Genomic DNA, 14,711 nt, shown 5'->3' on the forward strand with positions numbered 1-14,711 from the left:
AGCGGGAGCAATGTGGTGCGAATAGCGTTTTACGCTCCGCTGAAGTCGCCGAAGCATCCTGTGCCATCAGGCGACAGATTGATGGCTCGGTTGCTCATCCGCGCGCTGACATTGGCCGGCCACTCCGTCGAGGTTGTCTCCGAGTTTCGCAATTTCGCGCCATCGCCGGAGGCCGCGCACCAACTGCGCGGCCAGGCACGCAAAGAGCTGACGCGACTGCGGGCAAAATGGGCCGACATCGACAGGCCGCAGCTTTGGTTCTGCTACCATCCCTACTATAAATCCGCGGATCCCTTCGGGCCGGCGATCTGCGCCGAATTCGGCATTCCCTGGATAACGGCTGAGGCCTCCTATTCGCCGAAGCGCGACGGCACCGACTGGGCGCCGTTCCAGCGGCTTGTCGCCGAGCAGGTGGAAGGGGCGGCGGTCAATATCGCCTTCACCCAACGCGATCGATCCGGGCTGGAAAAGGCGATCCCACGGGCGCGCGTCGCAACGCTTGCTCCCTTCATCGATACGACCCCATTTGAGGCGGCCGTCACGAGACCGATTCCCACCCGTTTGATCACAGTCGCCATGATGCGCGCCGGCGACAAGATGAAAAGCTATGCCATGCTGGCAGACTCCCTGCGGCTGATCGAACACCGACCCTGGACATTGGCCATTGCAGGCGACGGTCCGATGCGCGCCGAGGTGGAACAGCTGTTTACTGGCTTCGCACCGGAGCGCGTCGAGTGGCTCGGGGAGCGTTCCGCCGATAAGATTGTGGCCGAGCTTGTTGCTTCGGGCATCTATGTCTGGCCGGGGTGCGGTGAGGCCTATGGCCTAGCCTATCTGGAGGCCCAGGCCGCCGGGCGGCCTGTGGTGGCGCAACACACGGCAGGCGTCCCCGAAGTCGTCCAGAACGGCGCGACCGGCTATCTGACGCCGGACGGCGATATCGGAGCTTATGCCGCCGCGATCGCTACATTGCTCGACGATCCGCTCAAGAGGTCGGAGATGGGGCAGCAGGCGCGCAACTTCGTGCTGGAGCAGCGATCCTTGACAAGGGCGGCCGCGACATTGGACAGCATCTTACGCGCATATGCAGGAGCAACGGCATGACGGACGATCGGATATGGAGCCCGCTGAGGCACGAGCTCGACCGCTGGCAGGCGGCAGACCGCGTCGCCCGGCTATGGCTTCGCGATGACGACGCCACAGAGCCCACAGAGGCACTGGATAGGCTGTTGGCATTGACAGGGCGGGCCGCGATTCCGGTCACGCTTGCTGTCATACCCGCGCCCACCGGCGCGGCGCTGGCAGAAAGGCTGGCGGATGAGAGCCATGTGCTGGTCGCACCGCACGGCTGGTCCCACACCAACCATGCCGGACTGGACGAGAAAAAGCAGGAACTCGGCAATCACAGGGCGGCTGAAGCCGTGCTCGGCGAACTGGGTGAGGGCCTCGACAAGCTGCGGCGGCGTTACGAGAACAAGTTCTTCTCGATGCTGGTGCCGCCATGGAACAGGATCAGCCGACCCCTGATCCCGCAGCTTCCGGCGCTCGGCTTCGAAAGCCTGTCCGTTTACGGTAGGGCGAAGCCCGGCGGTCCGATGCCGCTGCTCAACACCCACGTCGATATCATGAACTGGCATGGCACACGGGGCGGCTTACCGCATGCCGATCTCATCGCGGCGCTCGTTGCGGAACTACGCGACCGTTTTGACGGCAACGCCGAACCGATCGGCATTCTCACGCATCATCTGGTCCACGATGGCATCGCCTGGGATTTCCTGGAGCAGCTTGCCAGCGAAACCGCCGGGCATCCGGCAGTCCAATGGAAGACATCGCGGCAGCTGCTGGCGGCCTAGAGTTCGATCACCTGGTTATCGCGCGCAGCAAAGGACTGCGCAAAGGCCGCCTGCGCGTCCTTTTCCATCCCCTCCAGCTGCGCATCCGTGCGCGAGGGCGCATGGTGGAACAGCGCAAACTGCTTTGTGCCGGCCATTTTGGCGAGTTCGATACCGTGCTGCCAGGTCGAGTGGCCGAAGCCCTTGAAGCGCTGCATCTCGTCTTCGTTATACGTACAATCGTAGACGGCGAGATCCGCGTCCCTCATCATCTCCAGCGCCACCGGATCGTAGGTTCCGGGGATATGCTCGATGTCATAGATCAGGGAAACAGACCGCCCCTTGTATTCGATGCGGTAGCCGATCGCCCCGCCCGGATGATTGAGCATATAGGTCTTGATCTTGATGCCGGGGTGCGGCTCCAGCGTCTGGCCAGCATGAAAATCACGGAAGCTCATCGTCGCCTGGCAGATGTCGGTCTTCACCGGGAACCACGGCGGGCTGATGAACTGCTCGATCATCTCGCGCGTGCTCATCTTGCCGTCGAGGTGGCCGGACCAAATGCGCAGATCGATCGAAGGATAGTAGATCGCCTTGAAGAAGGGCAGGCCGATGATGTGATCGTAATGGCAGTGGCTGAAGAACAGGTCGACGTCCTTCACCTCGTCATTGAGCATGGCGAGCCCTGCTTCGCGCACACCGGAACCGGCGTCGAAGATCATGCGATGCTCGCCGCAGCGAATCTCGATGCAGGAGGTGTTGCCGCCATAGCGATCGAATTCAGGGCCGGAAACCGGAATGCTGCCGCGAACGCCCCAGAATTTTACTTGAAAGAGATCTTTACTCATAGCGTTTTCAAAATGGCCGACCGTACCGCGTTGTCGCAATCACTGTTTGAGCCAGAAGCGAAGCGTGGTATTCCATGGGCCGCATGTATCCTTGGTACCTCATCCACCGGCTATCAGGAGAAACCGTAGATTTTCCTAAGCAACCGGTTTTTGGTCCAGAAAGCAACCGGTTATGGTTGGAATTCCGTAAAGAGGCTGCGGTCACGACGAAACGGGAGCGACAAATCCCGTATTTCGTCCCCAATACATGGTCATTCTCGCTCGAGAATACAATTGCGTCGAAATTCGCCGAAAGTATCAGATGGCAGACGCGCGGCTGCATTGCCGCGCGATCGCCTCAGTGTAGGCCGCCGACGCCAAGCAAGCGCTCGACGGCATCGTGGTCATCCGAGAGCGCCTTCGGCGTCCCGCTCCAGGCAAGACGTCCACGCTCGAGAACGATGACGTGGTCGGCAAAATCCAGCGCGCTTTGAATGCGCTGCTCGACCAGCAGGATCGTCATGTCGCCGGTCTTTGCCAGCTCGGCGAAGGCGCTCATCAGCTCCTCGCAAATGACAGGCGCGAGCCCTTCCAGAGGCTCGTCGAGCAAGAGGACCGTCGGGCGCCCCAGAATAGTACGCGCCGTCGACAACATCTGCTGCTCGCCACCGGAAAGCTGGCCGCCGAGATTGCGACGGCGTTCCTTCAGGCGCGGAAACATCGAATAGGCTTCCTCGAGAGCGCTCTTGGGCCGACCCTTCAGGCCCACGAACAGGTTTTCCTCGACGGTCAGCGTCGGAAAGATGCAGCGCGCCTGCGGAACATAGCCCAGTCCCTGATGCGCCCGCGATGCGCTTGGCATCGACGACACGTCCGCGCTCCCGAGGCGAATAGTCCCGTCGTAGCGCTTGGTCTGTCCGGCAAGGGTTGCAAGCAGCGTCGTCTTGCCCATGCCGTTGCGTCCGAGAACGGCAAGCCGGGCACCGGCAGGGACGGAAAACGAAACGCCTTCGAGAACCCGCGTGGGGCCGTATCCCGCGCAAAGATTTTCGACTTCAAGCGGCGTGGCTGGCATTGGCATAGCTCCCGAGATAGGCCTCGCGCACGCGGGCGTCCTTTGTGACATCGGCGGGCAAACCGTCGAAGATGATGGTGCCTGCCGCCAGCACCACGACGCGCGTGGCGAAGCGGAAAACAAGATCCATGTCGTGCTCGATCATCAGCACCGCCAGATCGGAGGGCAGGTCCGCAAGCGCCTTTTCGATACGCCCCGTGTCGCTCTGCGGCACGCCGGCGGCCGGTTCGTCGAGCAGCAGCACCTTGGGCTTCAGGGCCATTGCGACGGCGATTTCGAGAAGACGCTGCTGGCCGTAGGCGATCTCGTTGACCTTGCGATGCATGAGTTCGCCGAGGCCCAGCGTTCCAAGCAGTCCTGATACCTCGGCCATGACATCGGGCATGGCGAGGAAATTGCCGTACATACGGCCGGTGCGGCCTTTGCGCTGAAGGATGGCGAGCCCGACATGCTCGGCCGGCGTCATGTCATGGAACAGCCGCGTGACCTGGAAGGACCGGACCAGCCCGCGCTTCACACGGCCGTTCGCGCCGATCTTCGTGACGGTCTCGCCGCCCAGCCGGACATCGCCGGAATCGGGCGCAAGATTGCCGGTCACGAGGTTGACGAAGGTTGTCTTGCCGGCCCCGTTCGGACCGATCAGGGCGACCCGATCGCCAGGCGCCATGGAAAGCGACACATCGTTGGTCACCGCGAGGCCGCCAAAGTTCTTCCTGAGATTGATGACTTCGAAGACGGCGCTCATTTGCCTGCACCCTTCCTGCGGTTCAAGAGATCGACCACCGTGCCGTAAAGGCCCTTCGGCGCGAAGAGGACGACGACAATCAGCAAGGCGCCGACCATGGTCAGCCAATGGAAAGGATTGGCCGCCGATACATAGTCTTCGAAGAGCATGAAGACGACCGTGCCCGACAGCGCGCCGAACAGGGAACCGGTGCCCCCGAGCACGAGCATGACCAGCGATTCCGCGGACATGGTGAAGGAGAGGCTGTCCAGTCCAACCACCTGCGTGGTGATCGCGTTGAGCGCACCACCAATGCCGGCGACCGCACCTGAAATGACATACATCTTGATCAGGGCGGCTTTCGGCGATGCTCCGAGCGCCTTGATACGGACGGGGTCTTCCTTGATGCCGCGACACAGCATGCCGAACGGCGAGCGAACGAGAAAGCGCAGGGCAACGAAAACGACCACAAGCAATAGGACACCGAAGACATAGGCGGTGTGGCCGTAGAGGTCGAACTCGAACATGCCGAAAATCGGATCGGAGGAAATTCCCGAAAGGCCGTCGCTGCCACCCGTCCAGCTCGACGCCTTGTTGGCGAACTCGTGGAAAAGATTGATCAACGCGATCGAAAGGACAAGCTGCGGCAGGCCGTGGCCGCGCAGAATGATGGCACCGCTGATCAGCCCGGCGACGGCACCGCCGGCGATACCTGCAAGCGTCATCAGCAACGGATCGTTGATGCCATAGTGAGCCGAGACGATACCGGCGGCATAGGCGCCGGAACCGAACAGCGCGGCATGGCCGAGCGTCGCCACGCCGCAATAACCCGTCACGAGATCGAGCGAGAGCACGAACAGCGCAACGGCGATGATGCGGGTGAGGAGCGCCAGATTGTCGGGAAACAGGAGATAACCGACGACGGCAACCAGAAGAATGGCGGCAACGCCGGCAATATCGCGACCGAAGGTCCGCGATGGCCGTACAGCACCGGATTTGACAAGGTCGGTGTTCAAGACGTGAGACATCCTATTTCGTCCTTCCTGCGAGACCGCGTGGGAAAACGCAGATGATGGCGATGACCGCGAGGTAGAAGAAGAACTCGCCGAATTCCGGCATCAGGTAACGCCCTGTCGTGTCGATACCGCCAAGCACAAGACAGGCAATCAGTGCGCCCGGGATAGAGCCCGCCCCGCCAACCGAGACGACGACAAGGAAGGTGACCATGTAGCGCAGGGCGTAGTAGGGCTCGACCGGCAGCAACTCCGCGCCGACGACACCGCCGAAAGCGGCAAGTCCGACGGCGACCGCGAAGCTCAGCGCGTAAATGATCTGGGTGCGCACACCCAGCGCCGCTGCCATTGCAGCGTTGTCGACAGAGGCGCGCAGCTTCACGCCGAAACTGGTGCGCTCGATCGCGTACCAGAGCCCGCCCGCCACAGCCAGCCCGCAGAGAATGGCAAAGAGGCGATGCACCGGGATGGTCCTGAAACCAAGATCCGCGGACCCCTGCAGACCTGTCGGGAGGGGAATGGTCTTCAAGGTCGGACCGAAGACGTAGTTGGCGATCCCGATGATGCAGAAGGTAATGCCGATGGTCATCAGCACCTGCGTCAACTCCGGCGCACCGTAGATCCTCCGGTAAAGGACGCGTTCGATCGGCACGGCAATGATGACTGTGCCGATGACGGCGGCAAGGACACCAAGACCATAGCCCAGCCCAAGATCACGAACCGCATAGGACGCAATGTAGCCGCCGATCATCGCGAAGGCGCCATGGGCGAGGTTGACCACCCGCATCAATCCCATCGTAATCGACAGGCCGATGGAGATCACGAACAGCACCATGCCGTAGGCAAGCGCATCGACTGCTATGCTGAATATTGTTTGCATGACTGGATTCCGCTTACCGTTTCTCAGTTCGGGCGTTGTTTGGTGCTTCAACCAGAAGCACCGGATGGATACTCGCCGGCTCTCCCCGCCCGAAAGAGGAGCGTGGGCCAAACTCCAGCGCCATTGGATTGATGTATCTCATCGTCGTCGATCCCTGCATTTGCGACGCAACCCGGCGGTTATGCTGTCGTATGGACAAAGCCCGGCTGCCGCGTCATTTGGAGATCATATCATTCAAGTTTGCTGCGAGCCTCTTGCGATCATTGGGATGCGGTTCGCGGGGCCTTTCCTAAGGTGACCGCTACCGGCATTCGCCAAGCCGCCGCGTCCGACCTCTCGCCGAAAGGCGTGCTCTGGCTATCCTTGCTCCGGGCGCCAGTCGGCACGGAGCAAGGAGTGGCCACGCTTTGACTACTTGGCAGCTGCCAGACCCGGATCGCCCTGCTTTTCGAAGGTCTGGACTTCCTTGTTGTAGTACGTTCCGTCATCGGCCTTCGCGACTTGGCGCAGATAGATGTTCTGCGTGATGTGGCGTGTTTCCGGGTCGATCGAGACGGGGCCACGCGGGCTGGTCCAGGAGAGACCCTTGACGGCATCGACTGCCTTTGCCGCGTCCTGCTTGCCGCCGGTCGCTTCGATCATCTTGTAGATGACATGCATGCCGTCATAGGCGCCGACCGCAGGGAAGGACAGCTCGGCCTTGTTGCCGATGGCCTTGGATGCAGCCTCGACGAATGCCTTGTTCTCCGGCGAGTCGTGCGACACTGAGTAGTGAAACGTCGTCTGGATACCCAGCGCCGCGTCACCGAGTGCCGGAAGGTCCGGCTCCTGGGTAAAGTCACCGGGGCCGAAGAACTTGATGCCGGCAGCCTTCAGGCCATTCTCGTTGTAGGCCTTGACGAAGCCGAGGGTCGTCGGGCCGGACGGCAGGAAGGCGAAAACGCCCTGTGCGCCGGAATCCTTGATGCGCTGCATGATCGGGCTGAAATCATTGGTCGAAAGCGGCATGCGGATCGCTTCGACGATCTGTCCGCCTTCCTTTTCGAAGCCGGCCTTGAATGCGTTTTCAGCGTCAACACCCGGGCCGTAGTCACTGACGACGGAGATGACCTTAGCAACGCCGGCGTCATGCGCGACCTTGGCGATCGGCGTCGATGTCTGCCATGTCGTGAACGACGTGCGCACGACCAGCGGGCTCTTCGTCACGATGGCGGATGTCGCTGCATTCATGATCACGAGCGGCGTGTTCGCCTGCTTGAGGATTGGCGTCACCGCCATCGCATCCGGCGTGAAATAGAAGCCGGCGAGATACTGCACCTTTTCCTTGACGACCAGTTCCTGCGCCAAGGCCTTCGACTGCGCCGGGTCGGCGGCAGGAAGATCGCGATAGATAACCTCGACCGTGTTGTCACCGACCTTGTCGCCGTTAAGCGCCATATAGGCATCGATGCCGGCCTTGAAATTCTTGCCCTGCAGCGCGAACGGACCGGAGAATGGCCCGACGACCCCGACCTTGATCGTGTCGGCATAGGCTGCCGTGCTCATGACAACAGCCGCAACGGCGGCGAGAACAGTCCGTTTCATAATTCCTCCCAGAGACATGGCGCACTCCTACACCAAGGTTAGCACGCAGCTAGAACCATCAGGATAATGTCTTATCCAAAACGGTAATGTAAAATGAAATAACAGCCCACATACATATCGCTTTGGTTATTGTTTCCGGCCAATACGCCGGATGTTGGCTGCGAGTTCCTGTGCGAGGCGGAGCGAGGCGGCCGCTGCCATAACCATTTGCGGCAGAATGAGCCATTCCAGCGTCCATGCCGCGCCGGAGCGCTCCTGCTCATGCACCAGCGACTGATGGATGCCGGCAAGCTGCGTCGCGTTGAAGCGGGCAAGTGCCACCAGGGCTTCCGCAGCCACGGGATTTTGCTTGTGCGCCATGGCCGAGGAGCCACCGCCGCCGGCAAGCTCGATCTCCTCCCCGGCCTGTGCGAGCAGTGCAATATCCTGTCCGAATTTGCCGAGGCTTCCCGATATCAGCGACAACAGGTTGGCGAAATCGGCAACAGGCGCGCGCTGGCTCTGCCACTGCTGCTCGTCGGCAAGATCGAGTTCCTGCGCGAGACCGGCGCGGACCTCGGCCGCCTTGTCTCCCAGCTTTTCCAGTGTCCCAGCCGCGCCACCGAACTGCAGCGGAAAGCGCTGTTCCCTCAGCCTGTCGATATAGGCCTGCAGAGGCGAACTCCAGGCACGCAGACGATCGGAAACGGTGATCGGAATGGCGGCTTGCATGCGTGTGCGCCCCATCAGCGCGTCACCGCCGAACGAGTGATCGAGCTGATCGAAAAGGTCGACGACCGCCGACAGACGCGTCGAAAAGACAAGCGCCACGGCCTTCAGTCGCAGCATCAGGCTGGTGTCGATAACGTCCTGGCTGGTCGCGCCGACGTGAACCGACTTTGCAAAGTCGCCGCCGACGGCGTCCCGCAACTGCCTGACGAGGTCGGCAACGACAACGCCGTCACGAGCCGTTGCAGTTCTGAGCGAGAGGATATCGGGAGCAAATTCGCTGCAGACGGCACTGATGCGCCCAGCAGCGTCGGCGGAGATCACACCTTGGGTCGCTTCGACCTTGGCAAGCGCGGCCTCAAACGCCAGCATCGCACGGACGTCAGCCTCCACAGAGAAATACGCGCCGACCTCGCTATCCCCGAGCAGGCCGGACAGGAAGGGGTGGTCGAAGGCCGATGTCGTCATGCAATCCAGTTCCATCTCCCCATTGCGGGCCGGGCCCCGCCATCCCATTCGAGACGGCACGAGCCGGAGAGGTTCCCCTTTCCCTCGGGGAAGGGCAGGAGAGGGGAGCCGCTTCGCAATTCAGGCTTAACCGAACGCGCTTCAGATATCCAGAAACACCGTTTCGCCATCGCCCTGCAGGCGAATGTCGAACGTATATGTCGACCCTTCGCGCGACGCGATCATCGTTGCCACGCGCTCGCGGTGTTCGATGCGCAAGAGCAGCGGATCGGCGGCATTCGCCTCGGTCTCCTCGGGGAAATACATGCGGGTGTGAAGCCCGATGTTGATGCCGCGCGCGACAATCCACACTGTGATATGCGGCGCCATCTTGCGGCCGTCCTTGAACGGAACCTGGCCGGGCTTCACGGTTTCAAACGTGAAGACGCCGTCTTCCGCGCGCGTCGCGCAACGACCCCAACCGGTGAAATTGGGATCGGCCGTGCCGCGCATTTCCGAGGGGCTGTTGTAGAGGCCCGCGCTGTCGGCCTGCCAGATCTCCAGAACGGCATCGCGCACAAAGGCGCCGGCGCCATCGAAAACCCGTCCCGTTACCGTGATGCGTTCACCAAGCGTCTTGTCGTTGACCATCGCTGTGCCGAGGTCGGCTTCATAGACGCCGTTGATGTCGCAGAAGTTCGGCGTGAGGCCGATATGGACATAGGGACCGGCCGTCTGTGACGGCGTTTCCTTGAGGTATCCGAGTTCCTGGACCATCTCAGTTTCCCTCCATCCGGTTTTCGAACATGGTCGAACGGCGGCCACGCAATACGATGTCGAACTTGTAGGCACGGGCATCCATGGGAATGGTGTTGCCCCAGTCCAGCGGCGCAATCAACTGCTCGATCGCGCGCTTGTCCGGGATCGTGCCGACGATCGGACATTTCCAGATCATCGGATCTCCCTCGAAATACATCTGCGTGATCAGCCGCTGGGCAAAACCATGGCCGAAGATCGAGAAGTGAATGTGCGCCGGACGCCAGTCGTTGACACCGTTCGGCCAGGGATAGGCGCCCGGACGCACCGTGCGGAAGGCATATTGGCCGTGCTCGTCGGTGATGCATCGTCCGCAGCCGCCGAAATTCGGATCGATGGCCGCGAGGTAGGTTTCCTTCTTGTGGCGATAGCGACCGCCGGCATTGGCCTGCCAGAACTCGACCAGCGCACCCGCCACCGGTCGTCCACGCTCGTCCAGCACACGGCCGTGAACGACGATGCGCTCACCGATCGCGCTTTCGCCGGGCTTGGCGAAATTGTGGATGAGGTCGTTGTCGAGTTCACCGATCATCGAGTGGCCGAACACCGGTCCGGTGACCTCCGAGATCGTGCCGTCCAGGGAAAGCAGGGCGCGCTGTGGCGAACGCAGAACGGAAGTCTTGTAGCCCGGCGTGAACGCGGGCGCATGCCACTCGCGATCACGGGCGAAGAAGGCCCCGGTTTCAGGCTTGCGGTTGGTTAAGTCGGACATCGTCTACCTTTCAGGCCGCCTTGCCGGCGTCCATCTGCTCGAATACCTGCTTGGCGATCTTGATGGCATGATTGGCGGCCGGCACACCGGCGTAGATCGCCACATGCAGAAGCGCTTCGCAAACGTCGTCGCGCGTCGCACCCGTATTGGCCGTGGCTCGAACATGCATTGCGACTTCGTCGTCCTGGCCAAGGGCAGCGAGAAGCGCAATCGTCACGATCGATCGCTCACGATGCGTCAGACCCGGGCGCGACCACACGTTCCCCCAGGCCGCTTCGGTGATCAGTTCCTGAAACGGCTTATCAAAGGCCGTCGAACTCGCCTCGGCCCGGTCGACATGGGCGTCGCCGAGTACGGAACGACGCGTCGCCATCCCTTGGCTGTAGCGTGCAGAAGGCAGTTGGGGATCAGTCATGGGTGCTTTTCTCCATGCAATGCGAAATCGATGAAAGCGCGGATCACCTCCGTCAGCGCTTCCGGCTGCTCGACGCAGGGGATATGGCCGGCATCGCGGATCACTTCGAAGCGTGCGTTTGGAATGAGCTGCGCCGTCGACTTCATCAGGTCCGGGGGTGTCGAGCCGTCCTGGTCGCCGACAATGCAGATGGTCGGCACGGCGATCTTGCCAGCGGCCACAGTGTAGTCGGCGTCGCGAATGGCAGCGCAGGTCGCGACGTAGCCTTCGACCGGCTGGCGCACCAGCATGTTGCAGTATCCGGCATAAGCAGTGTTTTCGGGGCGCCGGAACGCGGGTGTGAACCAACGCTCCATGATGGCGTCGACGATACTGCCGATACCTGATTTCTCGATGGCGGCAATGCGCGTGTTCCAGCTCTCCGCCGTTCCAATCTTGTGCGCTGTGTCACAGAGGAGGAGGCCCTGCACGAGATCCGGGCGACGCTGGTAGAGCGCCTGTGCGATCAGGCCGCCGACGGAAAGACCGCAGACAAAGGCTTTCTTGACCGCCAGCAGATCGAGGAGACCGGCGAGGTCGGACGCATGATCTTCGATCGAATAGGGCACCTGACCGACATCCGACAGTCCGTGGCCGCGCTTGTCGTACAGGATGATTGCATAATCGCCGGCGAGCCGAACGATGACGTCCCGCCAGATGCGGAAATCCGTGCCCAATGAGTTGGCAAAGACAATGACCGGCTTATCGGCAGGACCGCTGATAAGCTGATAGTGAATCGTGACGTCGTTGATGCGGGCAAACTGCACTGAACTCTCCTCCCTGCGTGCGGATCCTTCATCGCAATTATATCGCGAACAGGCTGCTGCGCAGATCCAGGGTCAAATTGGATGTTTAATTTGGTTAGGTAAAATGATATTTTGTGCCGTTTCGATAACTTCGGAGTTATGAACCTTCATGATCGACAGCCGTGTGAAGTTTCGCCATCTGCAGACGTTTGTCGAGGTCGCGCGCCAGAAAAGCGTGATGAAGGCAGCGGGGCTGCTGAATGTCAGCCAGCCGGCCGTCACCAAGACGATCCGCGAACTCGAGGAAGTACTGGGCGTCGACGTCTTCGAGCGTGACGGGCGCGGCATCAAGATCACCCGCTACGGTGAAGTCTTCCTGCGGCACGCCGGCGCGGCATTGACCGCGCTGCGGCAGGGTCTCGATTCCGTGTCGCAGGAGCGCTTCGGCGAGGCTCCCCCGATCCGCATCGGGGCATTGCCCACCGTCTCGACGAGGATCATGCCACGCGCGATGGAGCTGTTTCTCAAGGAAAACACCTGGAGCCGGATCAAGATCGTGACCGGCGAAAATTCGGTCCTGATGGAGCAGTTGCGCGTCGGCGATCTCGACCTCGTTGTTGGCCGTCTAGCCAGTGCGGAGAAGATGGCGGGCTTCTCCTTCGAACACCTCTATTCCGAACAGGTCGTCTTCGTGGTGCGCGCCGGGCATCCACTGACCAAGACAAAAGGCTCCCTGTTTTCAAATCTTGGCCAGTACACAGTGCTTATGCCCACGCGCGCCTCCATCATTCGCCCCTTCGTCGAAAGCTTCCTGATCGCCAACGGCGTCGCAAGCCTGCCGAACCAGATCGAGACCGTGTCGGATTCCTTTGGACGCGCCTTTGTCCGCGCCAGCGATGCGGTGTGGATCATATCGTCAGGGGTTGTCGCCATGGACGTCGCTGACGGTCTGCTGGCCGTCCTGCCGATCGATACCAGCGAAACCAAGGGTCCGGTCGGCCTGACGATGCGAACCGACGCCATTCCTTCGCTGCCGCTATCGATCCTGATGCAGACGATCCGCGAGGCCGCCGAGGGCGTTTCAGGATAACGGCAGGACACTGAGATCGAAATGGAGCTTGATCCGCTCCGGTGCATCCGACGGATGCGGGCCTACCTTGACGAGCCTGCCCCCGTTGCGTTCTATGACGCGCCTTGAGCCAAGATTGTCCTCGTTGCAGAGCACTGTAATCCTGCTCAATCCCTTTCCTGCCGCAACAGGCAGAAGCTGCCCGAGCGCTATCGTCGCGTAGCCACGCTGTTGTTTCCACGGCACGACCGAGTAACCGACATGCCCGGCCACGTAGGGTGGAAGATCGTCAGTGCCGGGCTGGAAACGCAGTTCGATCGTTCCACAGAAGGTGCCGTCCCAAATCCAGAAGAAGCAGGTGGGCAGGCGCGGCACTGTCCGCCCGTCGGCAAGCGTGACTAGGTCGTCCGTCCGGATCAATTCTTCGAAGAAGCCCCGGCGATCGCGCCGGAGTTCGGCGAGCAGCATAGCCGTAAACGCTTCGTCGGTCCGGCGCGGATCCGGCGACCAGCCGTTGCCGAGCGCGGCTTCATAGGCTTGCAACTTACCGAACTCCGGACTTATCAGTTCCACGTTCACAGTTGGCCCCGCACCCGGATCAGGCAAAACGTTTCTTGAAAAAATACCTGGCAAATGCACCCGGTCCGCCCTCGAGTTGCCCGAAGACTTCATAGCCAAGTTTTTCGTAGAACGGCTTGGCCTGAAACTCGAATGTGTCGAGCCAGACGCCGAGATAGCCGCGCTGGCGGGCGATCGCTTCCGCTTCGGCCATCAGCCGCGTTCCAAGCCCGGCGCCACGATAGCCTTCCGGCACGACGAGAAATTTGATGAAGGCCCAGCCATATCCATCCATGGCATAAAGGCCGCCGATGACGTCACCACCCGCGCGATCGCGGACAAGGACAGCGAAATCGGGCTTGTCTTCGATGTCGCCGATATTGGCCATGTTGTATGCGTCGAGCGCCCTGACAATGGCGTCACGACATTCGCGGCTGGGATTGGAGCCGATAACCTCGATCAGTGGTTCTGTGAGTTGTGTCATGAAGGGAATGCTCGCACGATCGCCATCCGATTGAAAGAGATAGAGTTCGACCCGCACAGCGCGTGACGGCGACCCTGTCGCGCGCAGCCGCCTTTTGCTAGAATGCCCGCGCGAACCTTTATAGGGGGGATCGATGGGAAATACGGCCGGACTGCACGGAACCTGGCGAATGATCTCATGGACACGCAAAGCGGTGGCATCAGGCGCTGTGACCGATGCCATGGGCCCCGATCCGGTGGGATATCTGTCTTATCAGCCCGACGGACGCATGATGGCGGTGGTGGTCAACCGACATCGCCCGTCATCGAAGGGCCGACTGCCGACGGATGCAGAAAAGATCGAGTTGTTCGACACAATGCTTGCCTATGCCGGATCCTACACCTTCGAAAACGGCAGGGTCGTCCATCACGTAGACGCCAGCTGGAACCCGGCCTGGGGCGTGACAGATCTGATCCGTCCCTTCTCGATCGACGGCGACAAGCTGGTCATCAGTGGTGCGCCAGGGGTCGATCCGACGACAGGCGAGGAAGTCACCTACCGGATCGAGTTCCGCAAGGTCTGATCCCGGGCGCAATGAGAACGCACGGTTGCGTGCATTTTGATGGCCGCCTGCGCGCCATGCAAAGTGCCTCCAAAATTGGTCAGGAGCGCCCGATTGACGACAAAGATGGGCGCATGCTCCTGCTATCGACATGAATTTGTGAGCACGCCGTCTCCGCAAGGCGACGGAATTGGTCGGCGCAGCCGATAGCATGCAACGGCAACGTCGCGTCGCCAGTGCT

17 protein-coding genes are annotated in these 14,711 nt (G+C 61.2%); 4 read left to right on the forward strand and 13 right to left on the reverse strand.

Annotated features, from left to right (window positions below; translation table 11 throughout):
- The first annotated feature begins 15 nt into the window (after positions 1–15).
- Both QTL94_RS08205 and QTL94_RS08210 read left to right on the forward strand, forming a co-directional pair.
- Entirely contained in the window at positions 16–1,104 is a 1,089-nt protein-coding gene (locus tag QTL94_RS08205) for a glycosyltransferase family 4 protein (protein WP_289801200.1), read from the forward strand.
- Positions 1,101–1,853: a polysaccharide deacetylase family protein gene (locus tag QTL94_RS08210; protein ID WP_289801201.1), complete on the forward strand. Its 753-nt coding sequence runs from the start codon at positions 1,101–1,103 to the stop codon at positions 1,851–1,853. The genes QTL94_RS08205 and QTL94_RS08210 overlap by 4 nt, the downstream gene beginning before the upstream one ends.
- Here the strand turns inward: QTL94_RS08210 and QTL94_RS08215 are convergent.
- The 11 genes from QTL94_RS08215 to pcaD form a co-directional block, all read right to left on the reverse strand.
- Positions 1,850–2,680 (reverse strand): MBL fold metallo-hydrolase, encoded by an 831-nt coding sequence (locus tag QTL94_RS08215; protein ID WP_289801202.1) that lies wholly within the window; start codon positions 2,678–2,680, stop codon positions 1,850–1,852. The two genes, QTL94_RS08210 and QTL94_RS08215, sit on opposite strands and share 4 nt — an antisense overlap.
- Before the next feature lie 337 nt (positions 2,681–3,017).
- Positions 3,018–3,734 (reverse strand): ABC transporter ATP-binding protein, encoded by a 717-nt coding sequence (locus QTL94_RS08220; RefSeq protein WP_065692774.1) that lies wholly within the window; start codon positions 3,732–3,734, stop codon positions 3,018–3,020.
- Positions 3,715–4,479 (reverse strand): ABC transporter ATP-binding protein, encoded by a 765-nt coding sequence (locus tag QTL94_RS08225; RefSeq protein ID WP_289801203.1) that lies wholly within the window; start codon positions 4,477–4,479, stop codon positions 3,715–3,717. Before QTL94_RS08225 ends, QTL94_RS08220 begins: the two co-directional genes overlap by 20 nt.
- The gene (locus QTL94_RS08230; protein ID WP_289801204.1) at positions 4,476–5,486 is read right to left on the reverse strand and encodes a branched-chain amino acid ABC transporter permease; all 1,011 of its coding nucleotides are present in this window, start codon (positions 5,484–5,486) and stop codon (positions 4,476–4,478) included. The genes QTL94_RS08225 and QTL94_RS08230 overlap by 4 nt, the downstream gene beginning before the upstream one ends.
- Before the next feature lies 1 nt (position 5,487).
- A complete protein-coding gene (locus tag QTL94_RS08235; protein WP_289801205.1) occupies positions 5,488–6,351 on the reverse strand; it encodes a branched-chain amino acid ABC transporter permease in 864 nt (287 codons plus the stop codon).
- A gap of 411 nt (positions 6,352–6,762) precedes the next feature.
- Positions 6,763–7,935, reverse strand: a complete 1,173-nt coding sequence (locus QTL94_RS08240) for an ABC transporter substrate-binding protein (protein WP_289801206.1) — start codon at positions 7,933–7,935, stop codon at positions 6,763–6,765.
- Positions 7,936–8,061: 126 nt separating this feature from the next.
- On the reverse strand, positions 8,062–9,111 hold the full coding sequence (locus QTL94_RS08245; protein WP_289801207.1) for a 3-carboxy-cis,cis-muconate cycloisomerase: 1,050 nt from the start codon (positions 9,109–9,111) through the stop codon (positions 8,062–8,064).
- 141 nt (positions 9,112–9,252) lie between these two features.
- Entirely contained in the window at positions 9,253–9,867 is a 615-nt protein-coding gene (gene pcaG / locus QTL94_RS08250; protein ID WP_065692769.1) for a protocatechuate 3,4-dioxygenase subunit alpha, read from the reverse strand.
- Position 9,868: 1 nt separating this feature from the next.
- Positions 9,869–10,618, reverse strand: coding sequence for a protocatechuate 3,4-dioxygenase subunit beta (pcaH, locus tag QTL94_RS08255; RefSeq protein WP_289801208.1), 750 nt, complete (start codon positions 10,616–10,618; stop codon positions 9,869–9,871).
- A gap of 10 nt (positions 10,619–10,628) precedes the next feature.
- The gene (gene pcaC / locus QTL94_RS08260) at positions 10,629–11,033 is read right to left on the reverse strand and encodes a 4-carboxymuconolactone decarboxylase (RefSeq protein ID WP_289801209.1); all 405 of its coding nucleotides are present in this window, start codon (positions 11,031–11,033) and stop codon (positions 10,629–10,631) included.
- Positions 11,030–11,839, reverse strand: a complete 810-nt coding sequence (gene pcaD / locus QTL94_RS08265) for a 3-oxoadipate enol-lactonase (RefSeq protein WP_289801210.1) — start codon at positions 11,837–11,839, stop codon at positions 11,030–11,032. The genes pcaC and pcaD overlap by 4 nt, the downstream gene beginning before the upstream one ends.
- Before the next feature lie 148 nt (positions 11,840–11,987).
- Between pcaD and pcaQ the strand changes: the two genes are divergently transcribed.
- Entirely contained in the window at positions 11,988–12,908 is a 921-nt protein-coding gene (pcaQ, locus tag QTL94_RS08270; RefSeq protein WP_065692765.1) for a pca operon transcription factor PcaQ, read from the forward strand.
- Here the strand turns inward: pcaQ and QTL94_RS08275 are convergent.
- A complete protein-coding gene (locus tag QTL94_RS08275) occupies positions 12,900–13,430 on the reverse strand; it encodes a GNAT family N-acetyltransferase (protein ID WP_289801211.1) in 531 nt (176 codons plus the stop codon). The two genes, pcaQ and QTL94_RS08275, sit on opposite strands and share 9 nt — an antisense overlap.
- Positions 13,431–13,485: 55 nt before the next feature.
- Positions 13,486–13,929, reverse strand: coding sequence for a GNAT family N-acetyltransferase (locus QTL94_RS08280; protein ID WP_289801212.1), 444 nt, complete (start codon positions 13,927–13,929; stop codon positions 13,486–13,488).
- A 133-nt stretch (positions 13,930–14,062) separates the two neighbouring features.
- Here QTL94_RS08280 and QTL94_RS08285 point away from each other — a divergent pair, with 133 nt between their 5' ends.
- Positions 14,063–14,491 (forward strand): lipocalin-like domain-containing protein, encoded by a 429-nt coding sequence (locus tag QTL94_RS08285; protein WP_289801213.1) that lies wholly within the window; start codon positions 14,063–14,065, stop codon positions 14,489–14,491.
- The last annotated feature ends 220 nt before the right edge of the window (positions 14,492–14,711 follow it).

Source organism: Rhizobium sp. S96 (assembly GCF_030382195.1).
In the GTDB taxonomy this organism is placed as follows: domain Bacteria; phylum Pseudomonadota; class Alphaproteobacteria; order Rhizobiales; family Rhizobiaceae; genus Rhizobium.

Excerpts from the sequence above, each read along its gene's own strand:
- pcaC (WP_289801209.1), bottom strand. The coding sequence starts at position 11,033 with ATGACTGATCCCCAACTGCCTTCTGCACGCTACAGCCAAGGGATGGCG.
- pcaH (WP_289801208.1), bottom strand. The coding sequence starts at position 10,618 with ATGTCCGACTTAACCAACCGCAAGCCTGAAACCGGGGCCTTCTTCGCC.
- pcaQ (WP_065692765.1), top strand. The coding sequence starts at position 11,988 with ATGATCGACAGCCGTGTGAAGTTTCGCCATCTGCAGACGTTTGTCGAG.
- QTL94_RS08285 (WP_289801213.1), top strand. The coding sequence starts at position 14,063 with ATGGGAAATACGGCCGGACTGCACGGAACCTGGCGAATGATCTCATGG.
- QTL94_RS08240 (WP_289801206.1), bottom strand. The coding sequence starts at position 7,935 with ATGAAACGGACTGTTCTCGCCGCCGTTGCGGCTGTTGTCATGAGCACG.
- QTL94_RS08220 (WP_065692774.1), bottom strand. The coding sequence starts at position 3,734 with ATGCCAGCCACGCCGCTTGAAGTCGAAAATCTTTGCGCGGGATACGGC.
- QTL94_RS08215 (WP_289801202.1), bottom strand. The coding sequence starts at position 2,680 with ATGAGTAAAGATCTCTTTCAAGTAAAATTCTGGGGCGTTCGCGGCAGC.
- QTL94_RS08245 (WP_289801207.1), bottom strand. The coding sequence starts at position 9,111 with ATGACGACATCGGCCTTCGACCACCCCTTCCTGTCCGGCCTGCTCGGG.
- QTL94_RS08230 (WP_289801204.1), bottom strand. The coding sequence starts at position 5,486 with ATGTCTCACGTCTTGAACACCGACCTTGTCAAATCCGGTGCTGTACGG.
- QTL94_RS08210 (WP_289801201.1), top strand. The coding sequence starts at position 1,101 with ATGACGGACGATCGGATATGGAGCCCGCTGAGGCACGAGCTCGACCGC.
- QTL94_RS08225 (WP_289801203.1), bottom strand. The coding sequence starts at position 4,479 with ATGAGCGCCGTCTTCGAAGTCATCAATCTCAGGAAGAACTTTGGCGGC.
- QTL94_RS08280 (WP_289801212.1), bottom strand. The coding sequence starts at position 13,929 with ATGACACAACTCACAGAACCACTGATCGAGGTTATCGGCTCCAATCCC.
- pcaG (WP_065692769.1), bottom strand. The coding sequence starts at position 9,867 with ATGGTCCAGGAACTCGGATACCTCAAGGAAACGCCGTCACAGACGGCC.
- QTL94_RS08235 (WP_289801205.1), bottom strand. The coding sequence starts at position 6,351 with ATGCAAACAATATTCAGCATAGCAGTCGATGCGCTTGCCTACGGCATG.